The sequence below is a fragment of the Actinocorallia aurea genome, assembly GCF_054783995.1.
Map to the genome: position 1 here is coordinate 279,033 of NZ_BAAGPQ010000012.1, position 18,615 is coordinate 297,647.

Annotated in this window: 17 protein-coding genes; 5 read left to right on the forward strand and 12 right to left on the reverse strand. The window is 73.8% G+C overall.

Annotation, left to right across the window (positions count from 1 at the left end):
* Positions 1-9: 9 nt before the first annotated feature.
* Positions 10-801 carry a hypothetical protein gene (locus tag ACYVOM_RS13815; RefSeq protein ID WP_460303724.1) on the reverse strand — a complete coding sequence of 264 codons (792 nt, stop codon included), beginning with the start codon at positions 799-801 and terminating at the stop codon, positions 10-12.
* A gap of 307 nt (positions 802-1,108) precedes the next feature.
* Positions 1,109-1,696: a TetR/AcrR family transcriptional regulator gene (locus ACYVOM_RS13820; RefSeq protein ID WP_460303725.1), complete on the reverse strand. Its 588-nt coding sequence runs from the start codon at positions 1,694-1,696 to the stop codon at positions 1,109-1,111.
* A 78-nt stretch (positions 1,697-1,774) separates the two neighbouring features.
* Here ACYVOM_RS13820 and ACYVOM_RS13825 point away from each other — a divergent pair, with 78 nt between their 5' ends.
* From ACYVOM_RS13825 to ACYVOM_RS13835, 3 genes are all read left to right on the forward strand, one after another.
* Entirely contained in the window at positions 1,775-2,608 is an 834-nt protein-coding gene (locus tag ACYVOM_RS13825; protein ID WP_460303726.1) for an SDR family oxidoreductase, read from the forward strand.
* A gap of 136 nt (positions 2,609-2,744) precedes the next feature.
* On the forward strand, positions 2,745-4,109 hold the full coding sequence (gdhA, locus tag ACYVOM_RS13830) for an NADP-specific glutamate dehydrogenase (protein WP_460303727.1): 1,365 nt from the start codon (positions 2,745-2,747) through the stop codon (positions 4,107-4,109).
* Between the two features lie 173 nt (positions 4,110-4,282).
* On the forward strand, positions 4,283-5,482 hold the full coding sequence (locus ACYVOM_RS13835; protein ID WP_460303728.1) for an MFS transporter: 1,200 nt from the start codon (positions 4,283-4,285) through the stop codon (positions 5,480-5,482).
* Positions 5,483-5,523: 41 nt separating this feature from the next.
* Here ACYVOM_RS13835 and ACYVOM_RS13840 read toward each other — a convergent pair whose 3' ends face one another.
* The 10 genes from ACYVOM_RS13840 to ACYVOM_RS13885 form a co-directional block, all read right to left on the reverse strand.
* Positions 5,524-5,727: a hypothetical protein gene (locus ACYVOM_RS13840; RefSeq protein ID WP_460303729.1), complete on the reverse strand. Its 204-nt coding sequence runs from the start codon at positions 5,725-5,727 to the stop codon at positions 5,524-5,526.
* A complete protein-coding gene (gene mhpA / locus ACYVOM_RS13845) occupies positions 5,724-7,319 on the reverse strand; it encodes a bifunctional 3-(3-hydroxy-phenyl)propionate/3-hydroxycinnamic acid hydroxylase MhpA (protein ID WP_460303730.1) in 1,596 nt (531 codons plus the stop codon). The genes ACYVOM_RS13840 and mhpA overlap by 4 nt, the downstream gene beginning before the upstream one ends.
* On the reverse strand, positions 7,316-9,208 hold the full coding sequence (locus ACYVOM_RS13850; RefSeq protein ID WP_460303731.1) for an acyl-CoA synthetase: 1,893 nt from the start codon (positions 9,206-9,208) through the stop codon (positions 7,316-7,318). The genes mhpA and ACYVOM_RS13850 overlap by 4 nt, the downstream gene beginning before the upstream one ends.
* A 27-nt stretch (positions 9,209-9,235) precedes the next feature.
* The gene (locus ACYVOM_RS13855) at positions 9,236-10,342 is read right to left on the reverse strand and encodes a VOC family protein (RefSeq protein WP_460303732.1); all 1,107 of its coding nucleotides are present in this window, start codon (positions 10,340-10,342) and stop codon (positions 9,236-9,238) included.
* Between the two features lie 21 nt (positions 10,343-10,363).
* Entirely contained in the window at positions 10,364-11,200 is an 837-nt protein-coding gene (locus ACYVOM_RS13860) for a fumarylacetoacetate hydrolase family protein (protein WP_460303733.1), read from the reverse strand.
* An 87-nt stretch (positions 11,201-11,287) separates the two neighbouring features.
* Positions 11,288-12,562, reverse strand: coding sequence for a PucR family transcriptional regulator (locus ACYVOM_RS13865; protein WP_460303734.1), 1,275 nt, complete (start codon positions 12,560-12,562; stop codon positions 11,288-11,290).
* A gap of 68 nt (positions 12,563-12,630) precedes the next feature.
* A complete protein-coding gene (locus ACYVOM_RS13870; RefSeq protein WP_460303735.1) occupies positions 12,631-13,380 on the reverse strand; it encodes a hypothetical protein in 750 nt (249 codons plus the stop codon).
* A gap of 53 nt (positions 13,381-13,433) precedes the next feature.
* Entirely contained in the window at positions 13,434-13,622 is a 189-nt protein-coding gene (locus ACYVOM_RS13875; protein WP_460303736.1) for a hypothetical protein, read from the reverse strand.
* 572 nt (positions 13,623-14,194) lie between these two features.
* Positions 14,195-15,535, reverse strand: a complete 1,341-nt coding sequence (locus ACYVOM_RS13880) for a spinster family MFS transporter (protein WP_460303737.1) — start codon at positions 15,533-15,535, stop codon at positions 14,195-14,197.
* A gap of 180 nt (positions 15,536-15,715) precedes the next feature.
* Entirely contained in the window at positions 15,716-16,354 is a 639-nt protein-coding gene (locus ACYVOM_RS13885; RefSeq protein WP_460303738.1) for a TetR/AcrR family transcriptional regulator, read from the reverse strand.
* A 105-nt stretch (positions 16,355-16,459) separates the two neighbouring features.
* On the opposite strand from ACYVOM_RS13885, the gene ACYVOM_RS13890 reads away from it, so the two are divergent.
* Positions 16,460-17,350: a hypothetical protein gene (locus ACYVOM_RS13890; RefSeq protein ID WP_460303739.1), complete on the forward strand. Its 891-nt coding sequence runs from the start codon at positions 16,460-16,462 to the stop codon at positions 17,348-17,350.
* Complete coding sequence (locus tag ACYVOM_RS13895) at positions 17,350-18,585, forward strand: methyltransferase family protein (protein ID WP_460303740.1); 1,236 nt, start codon at positions 17,350-17,352, stop codon at positions 18,583-18,585. Before ACYVOM_RS13890 ends, ACYVOM_RS13895 begins: the two co-directional genes overlap by 1 nt.
* Positions 18,586-18,615 lie beyond the last annotated feature (30 nt).

Here is an 18,615-nt window from a genome sequence, read left to right on the forward strand (position 1 = left end):
GCGCCCGGCTCAGGGCGGGGTGAGGCGGCCGGTGAAGTAGGCGGCGAGGGTGGTCTCGTCGCCCGGGTCGTGGGTGGCGCCCTTCATGAGGGCGAGGGCGCCCTTGGCGAGGACGTCGGCGAGGGCGTCGAGGTCGTGGCCGAACTCGGCGGGGCGGGCTAGGTAGCGCAGCGCGAGGCCCTCTTCGAGGGCGGTCATGAGCATCGCGAAGGTGCGCAGGGGGATCTCGGGGCGCAGCTCCAGGCCCATGACCGCGATGACGCCCGCGTAGGAGCCGCTCCACCAGTCGGTGGCCGCGTCGTAGAAGCGGGCGAGCGGCTCGTCGAACGCCTTCGGGACGGGCCGGCTCACGCAGATGAGGAGCTTGATGCGCAGGATCGGGGTGCCGAACACGGTGTCGAGGTCGGCGCGCGCGATCTGGAAGGCGGCGTCGCCGAAGTCCGGGACCGCCTCGACGACCCCGGGGGCCTCCTGGGAGAGCTGCTGCTCGACCGCGTAGTGCGCGGGGTGCAGGGCCCAGGCGAACAGGTCGGCGTAGAAGTCCGGCATGCACTTCCAGCGGTACTCCATCACCGCCCGCGTCACGCGCCGGTCGCCCGTCCGCTCCCGGTAGCGCTCCATGACGCTGTCCTGGCTGGGCCACACGACGGACAGCGGCATGTCCTCCGACGCCGAGCGGTCCTTGAAGGCGGCGGTCACCGCCTCCAGGCCGGCCTCCAGAAGGAGGCGGGTCTTGTCGTCCGGGAGAGAGGGCCGCGGCTGGAGATGGCGCAGCGCGGAGAGGGGGTCGTCTTCGTCCACCGGCCGATCATCACGTGCCTCCGGGCAACAAGCAAGATCGCTTGTTGCCCGCCCGCCCCGCCGTTCGCAAGAATCTTGCGGGACGGCGGGGGCGCCGTCGGTCCACACGGCGCTCGGGCGCCGGGAACGCTCGGAGGCGGACCCGGAGGGCAGCGCCGGCCGGGTCGCCTGCAGGACCCCGCCGACGAGCCCGAGGCCACTCACGCGGACACGCGGAATCGACCGCGGCGGCACCCGGCCGCCGTGGTCGCACCGCCGCAGGCTTGCGCGGGGCCCTGTCCGGGCGCGAGGACGGGCCCCGCCAAGATCAGAGCGAGTCGAGCCAGGCGATCAGGCGGGCGCCCTCGCGTTCCATGACGCCCGGGTCCCGCAGCGCGTTGGCGAGCAGCGACATCCCCTGGTAGGAGCTCACCAGGGTGAGGGCGAGGCCGTCGGGGTCCGGGAGGCCCATCTCCTGGAACCGGCCCGCCACCCAGGTGAGCAGCAGCCTGATGACCCGGCCCGCCTCGGCGTCCAGGCCGCCCTCGTCGCGCTTGTCGAGTTCGGCGGCGAGGGTGCCGGTCGGGCAGCCGTAGCGGGCGGCGAGCTCGCGTTGGCCGACCCAGGCCTCGACCAGTGCCTTGAGGCGCGCGCGGGGGTCGGGGATCTGGTCCAGGCGGTCGGTGAGCGTCCCGAGCTGCCGCGCGTGCTCCGACAGGGCCGCGGCGACGAGGTCGTCCTTGGTCTTGAAGTAGTAGTAGACGTTGCCCACGGGCACGTCGGCCTCGCGCGCTATGTCGGCGATGGTGGTGCGCTCGGCGCCCTGGCGGTGCACCACCTCGGCGGCGGCCTGCGCCAGCCTTCGCCGCTTGGCTCCGGCGGCGCGCGACCGCGCGGACTCCTTCAAGTCAGTCACCTGGCTCACTATATCCGGCGAGCCGTGCTACGCTCTTTTTAAGTCAGTCAACTAACTTAGAACGGGAACGAGGCTTTCATGATCGTTGTCACCGGTGCCACCGGGAACGTCGGCCGCACCCTGGTCCGGACGCTGGCCGAGCAGGGGCATGACGTGACCGCGGCAGCCCGCCGCATCACCGACGCCGACGTGCCGTCCGGGGCCCGCGCGGTCGCCGCGGACCTGGCCCGGCCGTCCGCCGACCTGCCCGCCTCGGCGGACGCCGTCTTCCTGCTCATCGGCGGCGACCTGATGATGACGGGGGATCCCGCCGAGGTCGTCGCCCCGTTCGCCGGCTACGGCAGGATCGTGCTGCTCTCCTCGCAGGGCGTGGTCACCCGCCCGGACTCGGCGTCGCACGGCAGGGCCTTCGCCGCCTTCGAGGAGGCCGTCACCGGCGCCGGGCCCGACTGGACCATCCTGCGTCCCGGCGGCTTCGCCTCCAACGCCTACGCCTGGGCTGAGTCCATCAGGACGGCCCGCACCGTCGCCGCGCCCTTCGGCGACGTCGGCCTCCCCGTGATCGACCCCGACGACATCGCGGCGGTGGCCGCCGCGGCGCTCACCCGGCCGGGTCACGCGGAGGCGCGCTACGAGCTGACCGGTCCCGAACCGACCACCGCGCGCGGGCGCGCCGCCGCCATCGGCGAGGCCATCGGCGCGCCGGTCGCCTTCGTCGACCAGAGCCGGGAGGAGGCGCGCGCCCAGATGCTCGCGTTCATGCCCGCCCCGGTGGCCGACACCACGCTCGACATCATCGGCACTCCGACCGAGCGCGAGCGGACGCCGAGCGCCGACGTCGAGAAGATCCTCGGCCGGGCCCCGGGCTCCTTCGCCGACTGGGCCCGGCGCAACGCCGCGGCCTTCCGCTGACATCCGAACCGCCCGCCTGTGCGTGACGCCCCCGTGGCACGGCCACGGGGGCGAGCGGCGGGAGGGGGTGCTGACCTGCAGTGACCACGGGGAGGTGACCGGGCGCCGAGGCGCCGGGCCCGTAAAGTGAAAGGCCATGACACGAGTTAGGGGAGTCGATTTGCACGAGAAACTGGAGTCGATCTATGAAAGCGTCTTGCGTCGCAATCCTGGGGAGATCGAGTTCCATCAGGCGGTCCGCGAGGTCCTCGACAGCATCGGCCCGGCTCTCGGCAAGCATCCCGAGTACGCGCAGTCAAAGATCATCGAGCGGATCTGCGAGCCCGAGCGGCAGATCATCTTCCGGGTCCCGTGGGTCGACGACCAGGGCGAGGTGCAGATCAACCGCGGCTTCCGCGTGGAGTTCAACAGCGCCCTCGGGCCGTACAAGGGCGGGCTGCGCTTCCACCCGTCGGTCTACCTGGGCATCGTCAAGTTCCTCGGTTTCGAGCAGATCTTCAAGAACAGCCTGACGGGCCTGCCCATCGGCGGCGGCAAGGGCGGATCGGACTTCGATCCCAAGGGCCGCTCCGACCGCGAGGTGATGAACTTCTGCCAGAGCTTCATGACGGAGCTCTACCGCCACATCGGCGAGTACACCGACGTTCCCGCCGGCGACATCGGCGTCGGCGGCCGGGAGATCGGCTACCTGTTCGGCCAGTACAAGCGCATTACGAACCGCTACGAATCCGGCGTGATCACCGGCAAGGGCCTCGTGTACGGCGGCGCGCAGGTGCGCACCGAGGCCACCGGCTACGGCTGCGCCTTCTTCGTCGACGAGATGCTGAAGGCCCGCGGCACGTCGTTCGACGGCAAGCGGGTCGTGGTCTCCGGCTCCGGCAACGTGGCCATCTACACGATCGAGAAGGTCCAGCAGCTCGGCGGTCTCGTCGTGGCCTGCTCCGACTCCTCCGGCTACGTGCTCGACGACAAGGGCATCGACCTGGATCTGCTCAAGCAGGTCAAGCAGGTGGAGCGGGCCCGCCTCGACGTGTACGCGGCGCGGCGCGGCGGCCAGGCGGTCTTCGTCGCGGGCCGCAGCGTCTGGGAGGTGCCGTGCGAGGTGGCGATGCCGTCGGCCACGCAGAACGAGATCACCGGCGCCGACGCCGCCTTCCTGGTCCAGAACGGGTGCGTCGCGGTGGGCGAGGGCGCCAACATGCCGACCATGCCCGAGGGCATCAAGGTCTTCCAGGACGCCGGCGTCGCCTTCGCCCCGGGCAAGGCGGCCAACGCGGGCGGCGTCGCGACCAGCGCGCTGGAGATGCAGCAGAACGCCAGCCGCGACTCCTGGACGTTCGAGTACTCCGAGCACCGCCTCCAGGAGATCATGCGCGACATCCACGCCCGCTGCCTCCACACCGCCGACCAGTACGGCATGCCGGGCAACTACGTCGCCAGCGCCAACATCGACGGCTTCCGCAAGGTCGCCGACGCGATGCTCGCCCTCGGCGTCATCTGACCGAAGGCCGCGCGGACGCGAGAACGCGTTCGGTCCGGCCAGGGGACGCCGCCGCGAACCGTTCGAGGAGGCCGGTTCGCTCCGGGGGCGGCTCCGCCGGGCGCCCTGCGCCCGGCGGAGCCTGCGGGGGGCCTTAGCATGGAGGACTCCCCGTGGAAGGTTCCAAAATCCCCATGCCCCTGGCTCTGCTCGCCCTGGCCGCCGCCGCGTTCAGCATCGGCACTACCGAGTTCGTCACGATGGGGCTGCTGCCCCAGATCGCGGACGGGGTCGGGGTGTCGGTGCCGCAGGCGGGCAACATCGTCTCGGCGTACGCGCTCGGCGTCGTCGTCGGGGCGCCGCTGCTGACGGGGATCGGGGCGCGGGTGCCGCACAAGCGGCTGCTGCTGCTGCTCTGCGGGCTGTTCGTGATCGGCAACGCGGCTTCGGCGTTCGCGCCCACGTTCGGCACGCTGTTCGCCGCGCGGGTGCTGGCGGGACTGCCGCACGGTGCGATCTTCGGGGTCGGCGCGGTCGTCGCCGCGCGGCTCGTCGCCCCCGAACGCGCGGCGCGGGCCGTCTCGACGATGTTCCTCGGGCTCACCGTGGCCAACATCATCGGGGTACCTGCGGGGACCGCCCTCGGGCAGCACCTCGGCTGGCGGTCGACCTTCCTCGCGGTGACCGCGATCGGGCTCGTGGCCGCCGCGGCGCTGGCCCTGCTGATCCCGTACCAGCCGCGCGGGGCGCAGTCGGGGATCAAGCACGAACTGCGCGCCATGGGCAATCTGCAGATCGCGATCGGCCTGCTCACCGCGGTCGTCGGATTCGGCGGGTTCTTCGCCGTCTACAGCTACCTCGTGCCGATGCTCACGAACGTGACCGGCATGTCCGAGGGGTCGACCACGGTCGTCCTCGCGCTGTACGGCGTCGGCATGACGGTCGGCACGCTCCTGGCGGGCCCGGCCACCGACCGGGCGCTGCGCCCGACCCTCTTCTCCGGCTTCCTGCTGCTCTCGGTGGCGCTCGCCGTCTTCCACTTCACTATCCACAACACCGCGGCGGCCCTGGTGACCGTCGCCGTGATCGGCGCGCTGGGCTCCTTCATCACGACCCCGCTGCAGATGCTGCTGATGACGAAGGCGAAGAACGCGCCGACGATGGCCGCGGCCTCCAACCACTCGGCGTTCAACCTCGCCAACGCCGGCGGCGCCTGGCTCGGCGGCCTCGCCATCTCCGCGGGCTGGGGCTGGTCCTCCCCGGCCCTGGTCGGCGCCGTCCTGGCCCTCGCGGGACTGGCCCTCGCCCTCCTCGGCAAGGCCCTCGACCGCCCCGACCCGCGACCCGCGGCCCCGTCGAAGGCCGCGGGAGCCCCCGCCCCGGCGACGCCGTAGACCGGACGCCGCCCGGCCGGATGGCGCAGGCCGGGGAGGAGTCAGACGGTGATCAGGAGGCCGTCTTCGCCGAGGGTGAGGTCGCCGTCGTAGTGGTCGCCCATGCCTGCGGTGAACTCGCGGCGGGCGAAGAAGCCGTCGGGGTAGGGGGTGAGGGCGTCCCTGCCGAAGTAGACGCCCGCGCACGCGGCCACGGCCAGGGTGGGGACCACCCCGAGGGCGATCCGGATGCTCTTGCCTCTCACGTGGTGGTCTCCTGTTCAGGCCCGAGTTCGGGCGCGAGCAGCCGCCGCCAGTCGGCGGCGGGCGGCGGGGCGGGGTCGGCGAAGGCGGTGAGGACGGTGCGGTCGGGACGGACCACGGCGGCGGTGGCCCGGCCCTCGGCCAGCCAGCCGGCCAGGACGTCCTCGTGCCCGGTCGTGCGGGAGCCGTCGGGCCGCAGGATCTCGGTGCCGCCGGGCCCGGCGTGCACGAGTGCCGCGTCCAGTTCCGCGGCGAGCCCGGCCAGGGACGCGGTCACCGGAAGCCGGGTGACGACGGCGAAGCCGGGCCCGATCAGGTCGTCCAGCCGCCGGGCCGTCCCGTCGACGGTGAACGGCGGCTGCGGCAGGAACGTCCCGGCCAGCCTGCCGCCCGTGACGAGGGGGCCGGGCAGCAGCCGCGGCGAGACGTTCTTCGTCATCGCGTGCCGGACCGCGGCGATCCGGGTGAGCACGCCGAGCACGGCCCGGCGCACGAACGCGGTCTTGTCCTGCCCGCCCGTCATGGCGCGCCCGATCGAGACCGCGGCCTTGATGACGGTCGTGACGTGCGGGGCGCGCTCGCTCTGGTAGGTGTCCAGAAGCCGGTCGCCCGCCACGGGGTCCGCGCCGACGGCGGCGAGCTTCCAGCTGAGGTTCGCCGCGTCGCGCAGCCCGGCGCACATGCCCTGCCCGATGAACGGCGGGGTGAGGTGGGCGGCGTCGCCGAGCAGGAACAGCCGCCCGGACCGCCACCGGTCGGCGACGCGGGCCTTGAACGTGTAGCCGGCGCTGCGGATCACCGTGAGGTCGGTGAAGGGGAGGCTGCCGGTCCAGGGGGCGAGGAGGCCCGCGAGCACCTCGGGTGCGGTGAGGTCCGCGGCGGTCTCGCCGTCCCGCATCCGGAACTCCCAGCGGTACCGGTCGGGGCCGACCCGCATGAACGTGGCGGCGCGGCGCGGGTCGCAGATCTGGTCGACGCCGTCGAAGTCGCCGAGCCGGTGCGCGCACCGCACGTCGATGACGAGCCACCGCTCGGTGAACCGCAGGTCCCGCATCCGCGCGCCGATGACCTCGCGGACGAGGCTGCCCGCGCCGTCGCAGCCGAGAACGGCCTCGGCCTCGACGGTCCGGATCGTCCCATCGGGCTCACGGAGGACGGACGAGGCGGGCCGCGCGGCGTCGCCCGGGTCGATCTTCTCGACCTCCGCGCCGGCGAGCAGCCGCGCCGCCGGGTGCCGGGCCAGCTCCGCGCGCAGCAGCGCTTCGAGGTCGGGCTGGTCGAACAGGTTCGACTCGGGCCAGCCGTGCTCGCCGGCCCGCCCGTCGCGGCGGAACTCCGCCATGGGCCGCAGCCGCGCGTCCAGCAGCCGCATGCCGGGGGCGGGCCTGCTGATCCCGGTGAACTCCTCGGCGACGCCGACCGCCTGGAGGACGCGCAGCACCTCGTCGTCCAAGTGCACGGCCCGGGGCAGCGGGTAGACCTCCCGATGGCGTTCCACGACGAGGCTCGGCACCCCGTACCGGGCGAGGAGGATCGCGCAGGCGGTCCCGGTGGGGCCCGCGCCGACGATGAGGACGGGGACGCGTTCGGTCATGCCCGCTCCCCGGCGATCTCGTGGCTGAACGGGTAACGGTCGAGTTCGGCGGTGAGGGCGGCGGCGTCCCCGTCGGTCCGGACGACGGCGTGCGGCAGCCCGTCGCGGGTCTCGACCCGGACGCCGTCCGCCGGGCCGAGCAGCGCGGCGACGACCCGGCGGACGGCGTCCTCCACCAGCGCGGGCTTGAAGATCTTGCCGACGGCCGTCACCGGAAGGCTCTCGACCACGTGCACCGACCGGGGCGCGGCGGCGGGCTCGGGGGCGTGCTCCCGCGCCCAGGCCAGCAGTTCCGCCTCGTCCGCACGGGCTCCTTCGGCGAGCACCAGGTAGGCGACGGGCACCTCGCCCGCGTGCGCGTCGGGCGCGCCCACGACGGCGGCCTCCCGCACGTCCGGGTGCGCCAGCAGGGACTCCTCGACGGGCCGGGGGTCGATGTTGTGGCCGCCGCGGATGATGAGGTCCTTGGCCCGCCCGGTGAGATAGAGGTAGCCGTCCTCGTCGACCCTGCCGAGGTCGCCGGTGAGCAGCCACCCGTCGTGCACCTTCCCGGCGGGGTCGGGGGCGGGGCCGTCGGGTCCGGGCCGGAGGTAGCCGGGGAAGACGCTCGGCCCGCGGATCGCCAGCACCCCCGCGGCCCCGGGCGGGCAGTCGCCGGTCGGGAGCTCGGCGGCGTCCACGGTGACCGCCTTGACGTGCTGGTAGGGCAGCCGCAGCCCGACCGAGCCGGGCCGGGGCGCGAACGCGGGGGTGGCCGCGGTCGCGCACGTCGCCTCGGTGAGCCCGTAGCCCTCCAGCATGGGGACCTTCGCGGCGGCTTCGAAGGCGGTGCGCGTCGCGCGGGGCAGCGGCGCCGCACCGACGGCCCCGGCGCGCAGGCTGGACAGGTCGACGCCCTCGGGGACCAGCGGCAGCGAGGAGTACACCGTGGGCACACCGGAGAAGCTCGTCACCCGGTAGTGCTCGATGACGCGCCAGAAGTCGGCCATGAGCGCCTTGTCACGGTAGCCGAGCGGGCCGAGGCTCACCACGGCCGTCCCGTGCATGAAGGGGCCGAGCCCGGTGACGTGGACGGCGTTGACGTGGAACAGCGGCAGGCCGGAGAGCGCGACGGACCCGTCGAGGAAGACGCCGGAGCAGCCCAGCGCCCACGCCATGTAGACCTCCATGGCGTGCGTGTGCGGGGCCACCTTGGGGACGCCGGTCGTGCCGCCGGTGTGGAAGTAGGCGGCGAGGTCCTGCGGCCCGGGGCGGTGGCCGGTCAGGATCCGGTCGGACGGCTGGGCTGCGGCGGTCGCGTCGAAGTCGACGGCGGCGAAGGCGGCCCCGCCGGAGTCGGCAGGGTCCCCGGAGGCGGGCGGCCCGCCGACGGCCGCCAGCGCGCGCAGGCCGGGCAGCCGGGCGGCGATCCGCCGGGCCTTGGCCCACAGCTCGGGGGACAGGCCGGGCGCGGGGGCGAGCAGCACGTCGGGCCCGGTCAGGGTGAGGATCTCCACCAGGTGGTCCTCGGCCAGCATCGGGTTCACCGGGGCGGCGATCCCGGCGGCCTGCGCGCCGAGCAACGCGGCGTAGGTCGCGCCGAGGTTGGGCAGCATCAGCGCGACGACGCCGCCGTCGGCGAGGCCGAGCACGGTGCAGGCGTTCGCCGCCCGGTGCACGCGCTCCAGCAGCTCGCCGTAGGTCCAGACGGGGGCCTCGCGCCAGGGCGCGCCCTCCCCGAGCAGGTGCAGCGCGGGCCGTTCGGGATGGGCCAGCGCCGTCCGGCTCAGCAGGTCGTAGGTGGTGGCGGGCAGACCGCGCTCGGAGAGCGGGACCGCCTCGATGACCGGGACGTCCTCGGGGAGCAGGACGAGCGGGCGGTCTCCCTGGGTGTGCGGGGTGGGAACCATCGGGGTCCTCCTCAGGGGGAAGGGGCGTCAGGAGTTCATGGCCTTGCCGAGGGCGAGCAGCCTCGGCAGGTCGAGTTCGTTGTCGGCGCGCAGCGCCTTGACGGCGTCGCGCAGCATCGCGGGGCCGGTGCCGAGGAAGTCGGACGTGGCGGGCGGTCCCCACTGCCGGAGGCCGGCCGCCGACATGGCGTCCCAGCCGGGTTCCAGGGAGCTGTCGAAGCGGTCGCCGTCGGTGAAGTGCTCCACGAGCAGCCGGTCGGGGTCGCGCCAGTAGTCGAAGATCTGGCTGCCCTGGATGTGCCTGCCGACGCCCCACGAGCGCCGGTGCCCGCGCTCCTTCAGGTACTCGCCTCCGGCGGCCAGGGCGTCGAGGTCGGCGACCTGGTAGGCGGAGTGGACGTACCCGGCCGAGGGGGACAGCAGGAGGGCGAGGGTGTGGTGGTCGGCGGGCTCGTCGCCCCGGTCGCACCGGATGAAGGCCATGACGGGTCCGCGCTCGCGCTGCGCGCCGAGGTGGAGGAAGTCGCTGACGATGAGGCCGAGATGCTCCAGGAACCAGTCGAGGTCGCGCAGGAAGACGGTGCTGGAGAGGACGACGTGCCCGAGCCGCTCCACCAAGGCGGGCGCGCGCTCGGGACGCTGGGTGGCGTTGACGCGGGGGAACGCGCCGCCGCTGTTGACGGTCAGCGGGCTCTGCGTCGGAAGGGCGGCGTGTTCGGGCGCGCCGTAGACGACCCGGACCCTTATGCCCGAGGGGGTGAACGCGGTGACGGCCCGGCCGCCGTGCTCCAAGTCCTCGACGCCGCTTCCGGTGGCGCGGGCGAGCCGGTCGAGGTCGGCGTCGGCGGAGGCCTGGAAGACAGGTCCGGCGAACCGGGAGCCGGGGCCGCGCCGGACCACCAGGCAGTCGGTGCCGGCCAGCGTGCCGCGCAGCCGCAGCTCGTCCGGGGTGCGCGCGGCGGTGGTGAACCCGAAGTCGCGGGCGAAGGCCTCGGCCCGGTCCAGGTCGGGCTTCACCAGGTCCAGCCAGGCCAGGTCGCGGACCTTGATCACGGGAGCGGCGGCCCGTCCGGGATGCTCGCCGCGCAGCGCGCCCTGCTCGCTGTGCAGGTTCTTGTGCGGGTCGGAATGCATGGTCTCGCTCGTTTCTGCCCGTCAGGCGAACGTCGTGCGCAGCGCGCCGAGGTGCTCGATCGTGGTCACGAGTTCGTCGCCGGGCGCGAGGAGGCGCGGCGGGGTGCGGGTCGCGCCGATGCCGGCGGGGGTGCCGGTGAAGATCAGGTCGCCGGCGCGCAGGAGCGTGACGGCCGAGAGCTTCGCGATGAGCTCCGGCACGGACAGGATCATGTCGCCGGTCCGCCCGTCCTGCATCGTCTCCGCGTTGAGCGTGCAGCCGATCCGCAGGTCGCCCGGCTCGGGGATCTCGTCGAGGGTGACCACGGCAGGCCCCGTCGGCCCGAACCCGGGATGCGACTTGCCCAGCGAGAACTGCTGCGGCGCGGGCCCCGACCACTGCCCGATCCGCTCCGACAGGTCCTGTCCCACGGTGAGGCCCGCGACATGCTCCCAGGCGGCGCCCTCATCGATCCGGTGCCCGCCCCGGCCGATGACCACGACGAGTTCGGCCTCCCAGTCCACCCACCCCTCGGGCAGGTCCACCCGGGCCACGGGCCCCGTCAGGCACGACGGGAACTTGGTGAACGTCACCGGCCAGGAGGACGCGGCCTCCAGCTCCGCCTCCTCGGCGTGGTCGCGGTAGTTGACCCCGATGGCGAACACCTGGCCGGGCCGCGGCACCGGCGGGAGAAGGTCCGCCTCGTCGTAGGCGGCGGCCTCCCCCTCCAGGGCGGCGAGCACGGGCCGGACCTCCTCCCACCGCTCGAACAGCCCCTGCGGATCGGGCCCGACCGCTCCACCGGACGCCTTGTGGACGTCCACGGCCCCGTCCGCGCCCAGCAGCACGGCCCTTCCAGCGAGATTGGCGACGCGCATTGAATCCTCCTCGAAGACGATGACCCGATTGAACGGCCATCCCCCTCAGGAGTGCTTGGGCTGCGAGCCCAAAGAAGCCCTGTCCCTTTAGGCCGGAGACTCGGGCAGGGCAGTGGCCGCGCGCAGCGCCAGCCAGACCTCGTGCCCGGCCCCGACAGGCCGCCCGAGCAGTTCCTCGGCCCGCCGCACCCGGTACGTCACGGTGTTGCGGCTGACGCTCAGCCGCTCCGCGGCGAGCGCGGGACTGCGCCCCAGCTCCAGGTAGACGCGCAGCGTCTCGCGCAGCTCGGCGGTGCGCGGCCCTGTCTCGGCGAGCCCGCCCAGGACCTCCGCGACATACCAGCGCGCTTCCTGCGCGTCCGCGGTCGCCAGCACCTCGACGCTCACCTCCGGGTAGGCGCACACCCTGGCGCCCCGGCTCCGGGCGATCCGCTCGGCGCCGCGCGCGCCCAGATGGCTGCGCCGGAACCCTTCCGGTCCGGCGGCCACGGGTCCGGCCGCCACCCGGATGCCGGGCGGCGGCTCCCGCAGCGCGCGGGCGACGAGTTCGGGGGCGGGCCGTGCCGGCCAGCCCGCCCACGACCACAGCGTCGGCGGCCCGTCCGGAACGGTGAGGGACTGCTCGGCTCCGGCGTCGCGGGCGAACGTGCTCGCGTACCGTGCGAGGTCGGCGGGCCTCGCGTCGGCTTCGTCGGTCCAGACGATGAGGGCGAGATGATGCCGGTCGAGGGAGCAGCCGAGGTCCCGGGCCGCCCGGTCGGCGGTGACGCGCCGCCCCGCCAGCAGATCCTCCACGGCGGCGCGGCGGGCCGCTCCGGTGCCCGCCTGCCAGCGTTCGCGCTCGGCGATGTACTCCTCGGCGAGCCGGCTGGCCTGCACGTCGGCGTACTCGAACAGCGCCTCGGACACCCGGTGGCTCTCGGCCGACCGCACCGGCTCGGGCTCCCGCTCGATCGCCGCCATCAGCTCCCGGTGCAGCCGCGCGTGCCCGATCCGCACCCCGCGCAGCACCCGGTCCAGCGCGATGCCCCGCCGCACGAGCGCCGCGTTCTCCTCCAGCGCCTGCGGCGCGACCTCGAGCGGCGACACCCGCCTGCCGCTCAGCAGCCCGACCAGGCTCGCCAGCACCGTCGCCTCGACGGCCCGCCCCAGCGTCCGCCGAGGCCCCTCCCCGCCGCCGTGCTCCGGCACCTTCTCGATGATCTCCTCGGTCATCCCCGCGGCCACCCGCACCGCCCACCGCACCGGCCCCGGCCCGACGATCCCGGCCAGCGCCTTCACCGTGGCGGCCCCGCAGGCCGGCTCGAGCCCGGCCCCGTCGGCATCGAGCCGCAACACCCAGCCCCGCGCTTCGTCGAACACGCACCCAGTACAGCACGCACGTCCCGAGGCCCGGCCCCCGCCACCTGGGTGGTGGCGGGGAGCTCGGATCAGGAGGTCAGGGCCTCTGCGGCGAGGGTCTTGGTGATGTTGCCGAAGGCGTAGTTCTTGGCCTGGAGGGCGACGTCGATGGAGACGGCGTTGTTGCCCGACGGGCTGGGCAGGCCCAGTCCGAGGTTGAGGATGGAGCTGAGGATGCCGCCGAGGCCGCAGCCGGTGGAGGCCGGGACGTTGAAGGTCGTCTCGGCGATGGTGGCGGACACGTAGGGCGTGCCGTTGGACTGCTGGAGCTTCAGGTTCGCGATGGTCGGGGTCAGGTTGATGGGGCCCGCGTCGCTGCCGAGGTAGCAGGAGTCGCCGAGCAGGGGCCCGGTGACGTGGATCTTGATCGGGATCGTCTTGGGGACGATGCCGTCGACGACGACCGCGCCGGCCTGCTCGATCTGGACGGCGAAGGTGCCGATCCCGGGGATGTCGACGCCGCCGGGGGTGGGCGAGCCGCTGACGTTGCCGCCGGTCGCGGTCACGATCTTCCCGTTGTGGATGCCGACGGCGGCGTTGAGGCGGATCGGGCCGCCGATGCCGATGTTGAGCTTGCTGCCGAGCTTGAACGAGCCGTTCGTCAGGACGATCGACACGCATTCCCACAGCGCCTTCGTCGCGCCGGACGGGAGCGTCGGGCAGTTGGCGAAGTCGGCGGAACTCGGCGTGAACGTCACGGCCTGGGCGCTGCCGGAGAAGGCGAGCGCGCAGGCCGCGGCGGCAGCGGTGACGGTCGAGGCGGTACGGAGGCGTCTCAAAAGTGCTCCATGGGGGTGGTGAGCTCCCGCGCCGCGTTCCGGCGCGGGCCGCGTCAGCGTAGGGCGGAACACTGGTTATCGGATATGTCTGCCAGCAACATGCGTTCCGCCGTAGATCCACCCTTAAGTGACAGAGCGATACCGCAGCCCTCTCCAACCACCTCGGCGTCTACCCCGGCGACGCCCGCTTCGAGCTTCTCTGGGCAGAGCTCGACCAGCGCGCCGCACTCGTCCTCGTCCATCCGACTTCCCCCCGCTCACCGAACGCCTCGACCTGTTCTGCTTGCTTCCTCCTGCCCGTCCCGCCCGGCGGCTCCGCCGACGGGTCGCGCGAGCAGCTCGGCCGCCTCTGGTACGACCTGGCCGGCCCCCCTTCCCGTACCAGGCCCCGGCGCTCGCCGCCGCCTGCTGCACCGCCCGCCCGAAGGCCCACACTGACGCCGCACGGCCGCCCGGGCCCGTGCCCTCCTGCGCCGCGGCCGGGAGGTCGCCCCGGTCGACCAGGACGTGCCCCGTGCCCTCCTGCGACGCTGCCGGGCGCCGCTCTACCTGACCCGCGGTTCCGCCACGTCGCCCGTGTCCGCCTATGACGCGGTCGGGCCCTCCTTCCGGACGTCGAGACCGTCGAAGTAGTCGAGGTAAGGCACCTTGGCTCCTTCTGCGGGAAGGCGCGGGGCGGCGCGCAGGGGCCCTGGTCCGCGTTCGGCCCCGAGGTCGGTGCCCCGGGCGACCGCGGCCTCGCGGAGTCCCTCGCGCGGGCGACGCTCCTGTCGTGGCTCGGCAGGCTGACAGCACGGTGATCGAAGGCGAAGGACTATCGGTGGTCGGGTGAGGCGGCGACGTCGGATCGCGGGGGCTCCGCCCCTTCGGCAGGGGCGGGATCGAGGCGGCGGAGCATGCGCTCGTGGTCGGCGCCGATGGTGCGCCCGGCCGCCAGGAAGGCGAGCCCGCCGAGGAGGAAGAAGAGCGGCGCCACGACGAGGAGCGCTTGGTGCAGGCCGTCGGCCTCGGGCGTCGGGCTGGGGGACGAGGCAGCGAACCGGTCGGAGAGCGCGCCGGTGACGAGGGGGCCGAACGCGCCGCCGAGCAGGTAGAACGCCGCGTAGTAGACGCCGACGGCGGTGGCGCGCAGGCGGGGTTCGACGACGTCGGCGAGGGCGGGCAGCGCGGAGGTGATGAAGAAGTAGTGCAGGAGCCATCCCGCGCCCAGCAGCCCGACGAAGGAGGCGACGGCAGTCCGGTCGACGAGCAGCGCGCCGAGGGTGAGCGGCGCGGCCAGGACGAGCCCCACCGCGCCGACGGTCATCCGGGCGCGCGGGGCGTTCCCGCCCGCGCGGTCGGCCGCGGCCCCGCCGAGGAGCAGGCCGCAGATGCCGGTGAGGCCCAGGACGAGCCCCGCGGTCTGCGCGGCGGCCCCGATGCCGAGCCCGTAGTGGCGCTGCAGGAGCGGCACGAGGAACGTGGTGACGGAGTGCGCCGGGATCTGGACGCCGATCCCGGCGAGGATGAGGCGGCGAACGGTCGGGATGGCGAGGATCGAGCGGATCGGCCGCTCCGGGGGCGGCGCGGCCTCCTTGACGGCCCGCTTAGGCTCGGGAAGCGTCAGCATGAGGGCGGCGAGCGCGAATCCCGGCACGGCCGCCAGCAGGAACGGGACGCGCCACGAGCCGGTGGCCTCCACGATCCGGCCGACGCTGAGGAAGGCGAGCAGCAGCCCGAGCGGGATGCCGAGCTGGAAGACGCCGACGGCGCGGGCACGTCGTGCGGGAGGGAACACCTCGAAGAGCGTGGCGTTCGCGGCGGGCGCGTAGGAGGCCTCGCCGATCCCGACGCCGAGGCGGAACAGCAGCAGCGCCGCGAAGCTCCACGCGCCCCCGCTGAGCGCGGTGAACAGGCTCCACACGACAAGGCCGCCGGCCATGACCCAGCGCCGCGACCCCCGGTCGGCGACGCGCCCGAGCGCGATCCCGGCCACCGCGTAGACCACGGTGAACGCGCTGGTGACGACCCCGACGTGACCGTCGGTCAGCCCGAACTCCGCCCTGATCGGCTCGATGACGATCGCCGGCACCGTCCGGTCGTAGAAGTTCATGACGTTGGCCAACGTCAGCAGGCCGAGCACCCGGTAGGCGCCGGCCACGCCCAAGCCGGTCACCGGCAGAGCGGCATCGAAACGAGAGATCACGACCAGTCCCGGGAAACGCGTCAATGGCTTCTCCAGCGTCCCGCCCCATGATCACCGACCCCGCCCACGACAGTCCAGGATCACCCCCGGATCTCCCCTGAGATTCTCAAAGTGGGCGGCCCGCTCCGGCGGTGGAGCGGGGCGGATGCGCTACTCCGCGGGCTTGGGAGTCGGCTTGGGTTTGCGGTGGGGGAGGCGCACGGTGAGGAGTTTCGCTCGGGGGGCGAGGCGGGCGGCGAGGTTGAAGAGGGCCTCGGTGCGGGTGCGGTCGGCGTCGAGGTGGGTGAAGAGGTTGACGCCCAGGTAGAAGGTGATCGCGGCGTAGGCGAGGTCGCGCGGCGGCATGAGCTTGGCCAGTGGGGAGCCGCCGATGACGCGGTCGAGCGTCGTCTCGACGAACTCGATCCAGGGCTCGGCCCGCTCGACGATCTCCTTGCGGAGTTCGGGACGGGCGATGCTGGCCCCGACGAGCTCGGAGAACAGGGTGATGTGGCCGCCCTCGATGTCGGCCCGGTAGACGGCGGTGGCCGCCTCGACCAGTTCCTCAAGGGTCCGCGCGCCGGCGACGGCCTCCCGGTGGGCGGCCATGCGCTCCTGCGACGAGCGGTCGAGGGCCGCGAGGAGCAGGGGATCGACCCCGCCGAAGTGGTAGAAGATCAGCGCCGAGTTGCAGCCCGCCGCCTTCGCGATCGTCCGCGCGCTCGTGCCCGCGTAGCCCTCGGTGCGCAGCGTGGTCGCCGCCGCCTCGATGATCCGCTCCTTGGTCTCCGCGCTGTTCTGCTTGCTCATCGTCTGCGCCGCTCCCACGTGTTGACAACCTGCCCCTCCTTCATCATACGGTTTAATCACTCGATTAAATCGCTCGGTTGAAGCGACTGATGAAAGAGGCCCTCCATGGTCACCCCCCAGCCCGAGCGGCAGCGCGCCGCGCGCCGCACCCTGTTCGCCGTCGTGGCCGCGCTGTTCGCGGCGATCCTGGCCTACAAGGTCCTGCACGCCGGCGGGCTGGAGCAGACCGCGCTGTTCTACGTCGGCATCCCGGCCCTGATCGCGCTCACCGTCGTCTGGACCGCGCGGCCGAAGAGCACGATCGGGACGATCACGGCGACCATCACCGTCGGGCTCGCCCTGGCCGGACCGCTGCTCGGCGAGGGAGTCATCTGCCTGGTCGTCGCGGCCCCGCTGTTCTACGGGGTGGGCGCGCTCGTAGGGTGGTCGGCCGACCAGGGGGTGCGGCGGCGCGGCATGAACGCCCTGCTGGCCCTCCCGCTGCTGCTCGCCGCGCAGGGCGTCTCCGTCATCGTCGCCGATCTGCCGCGCGGCAGTGCGGTGACGGCCACCCGGACGGCGTCCGCAGGGTTCGACGTCGAACGGGCCCTGGCCGCCGAGCCGGTGTTCGGGCCGTTCGACTCGCGGTTCCTGCGGCTGAAGTTCCCGAGGCCCGTCCGCTCCGACGGTACCGGCCTGGACGTGGGCGCGACCCGCGTCATCACCTTCACCCCGCGCAGGTCCCTCGGCATCGGCGCGCGGCCCGAGCCCAGGTCGATGGAGCTGAGGGTCGTCCGGCACGAGCCCGGCAGGGTCGTCTTCGCGATCACCGAGGACACCACGCTCGCCCGGTGGCTGAGGTTCGAGGAGGCCGAGTTCGGCTGGCAGGGCGCCCGGCTGAGCGTGACCCTGCGCTACGACCGGACGTTCGACCCGTCCTGGTACTTCGGTCCGATCCAGCGCCACGCCATGGGAGAGGCCGCCGCCTACCTGGCCGAGACGTTCACGGCGGCGTGATGGATCCGGCACTGGTCCGCGGGGTCGCGCTGTTCGGCCCGGTCCTCGTGCTCGCGGCCGTGCTCCGGCGCCGGCCGCCGGGGCGCGCGGAGCTCGCGGCGCTGATCCTCGCCGTCACCTGGAACGCCGCGACGCTGGCCTGCGTGAACGTCCTGGCGATCAGGGTCGGCTGGTGGTCGTTCCAGGCGGACGGCGGCACCGTCCTCGGCGTGCCGTTCGACCTGCTGCTCGGCTGGGCCGCCCTGTGGGGCGGCCTGGCGGTGGTGGCGCTGCGCCGGCTGCCGCTGCCGCTGGTCGTCGGGCTCGCGCTCTGGCTGGACCTCGCGGTGATGCCGCTCGGCGAGCCGGTCGTGCGGCTCGGGGACGCCTGGCTGGCGGGGGAGGCGGTCGCGGCCGCCGCGGCGCTGGTTCCCGGGCTGCTCCTGGCCCGCTGGACCGTCACCGGACGCCGTCTCCTGCCGCGGGTCGCGCTGCAGGCCGTGCTCGCGACGGGCGTCATGGTGGTCGCGCCGGTGGTGTGGAGCCGGGTGCCGGAGCGGCCCGGCTGGGCGCTCGGCCTGGCCGCCCAGCTTCTGGTCGTCCCCGGCGCGCTGGCCGCCGCCGCGGTCTGGGAGTTCGCTCGGACGGGCGGGGGCACCCCGCTGCCCTACGACCCGCCGATCCGGCTGGTGACGACCGGCCCGTACGCCTATGTCCGCAATCCGATGCAGACCGCGATGGCCGCGGCCTACCTCGTCCTGGCCCTCCTGGACCTCCGGTTCCTCATCGCGGCGGCCGTCGCCGTCGCCTACGGCGCGGGCCTCGCGGCCTGGCACGAGGACGCGCAGCTGCGCGGCAGGCACGGCGACGCCTGGACCGCCTACCGCGCCGCCGTCCGCCCCTGGCTGCCCCGGCTGCGGCCCTTCCCGGGCACCTCGCCCGCCGTCGTCTGGATCGCCGAGGACTGCGGCCGCTGCTCGCCCGTCGCCGCCTGGATCCTGCGACGCGGCCCGGTGGCGCTGGCAGTCCGCGCCGCCGAGGACCACCCCGAAGGCGTCGTCCGCATGACCTACGAGCGCGCCGACGGCCTCCGCGCCCAGGGCGTCTCCGCTTGGGCCCACGCCGCCGCCCACCTCCACCTCGGCTGGGCTCTCCTCGGTTGGACCCTGGACCTCCCCGTCCTGAGCCGCTTCGCGCAGCTGTGCGCCGACGCCTTCGGCGCGGGCCCGGCCGCCGCGCCCGCGCGCCGGTCCTGAGCCGGACTCGGGAAGGCGACCCGTGTCAGC

Bases quoted from the DNA above. Each gene is read 5' to 3' on its own strand.
- ACYVOM_RS13825 (WP_460303726.1), top strand. From the start codon at position 1,775: ATGATCGTTGTCACCGGTGCCACCGGGAACGTCGGCCGCACCCTGGTC.
- gdhA (WP_460303727.1), top strand. From the start codon at position 2,745: ATGACACGAGTTAGGGGAGTCGATTTGCACGAGAAACTGGAGTCGATC.
- ACYVOM_RS13835 (WP_460303728.1), top strand. From the start codon at position 4,283: ATGCCCCTGGCTCTGCTCGCCCTGGCCGCCGCCGCGTTCAGCATCGGC.
- mhpA (WP_460303730.1), bottom strand. From the start codon at position 7,319: ATGACCGAACGCGTCCCCGTCCTCATCGTCGGCGCGGGCCCCACCGGG.
- ACYVOM_RS13850 (WP_460303731.1), bottom strand. From the start codon at position 9,208: ATGGTTCCCACCCCGCACACCCAGGGAGACCGCCCGCTCGTCCTGCTC.
- ACYVOM_RS13855 (WP_460303732.1), bottom strand. From the start codon at position 10,342: ATGCATTCCGACCCGCACAAGAACCTGCACAGCGAGCAGGGCGCGCTG.
- ACYVOM_RS13860 (WP_460303733.1), bottom strand. From the start codon at position 11,200: ATGCGCGTCGCCAATCTCGCTGGAAGGGCCGTGCTGCTGGGCGCGGAC.
- ACYVOM_RS13875 (WP_460303736.1), bottom strand. From the start codon at position 13,622: ATGGACGAGGACGAGTGCGGCGCGCTGGTCGAGCTCTGCCCAGAGAAG.
- ACYVOM_RS13885 (WP_460303738.1), bottom strand. From the start codon at position 16,354: ATGAGCAAGCAGAACAGCGCGGAGACCAAGGAGCGGATCATCGAGGCG.
- ACYVOM_RS13890 (WP_460303739.1), top strand. From the start codon at position 16,460: ATGGTCACCCCCCAGCCCGAGCGGCAGCGCGCCGCGCGCCGCACCCTG.
- ACYVOM_RS13895 (WP_460303740.1), top strand. From the start codon at position 17,350: ATGGATCCGGCACTGGTCCGCGGGGTCGCGCTGTTCGGCCCGGTCCTC.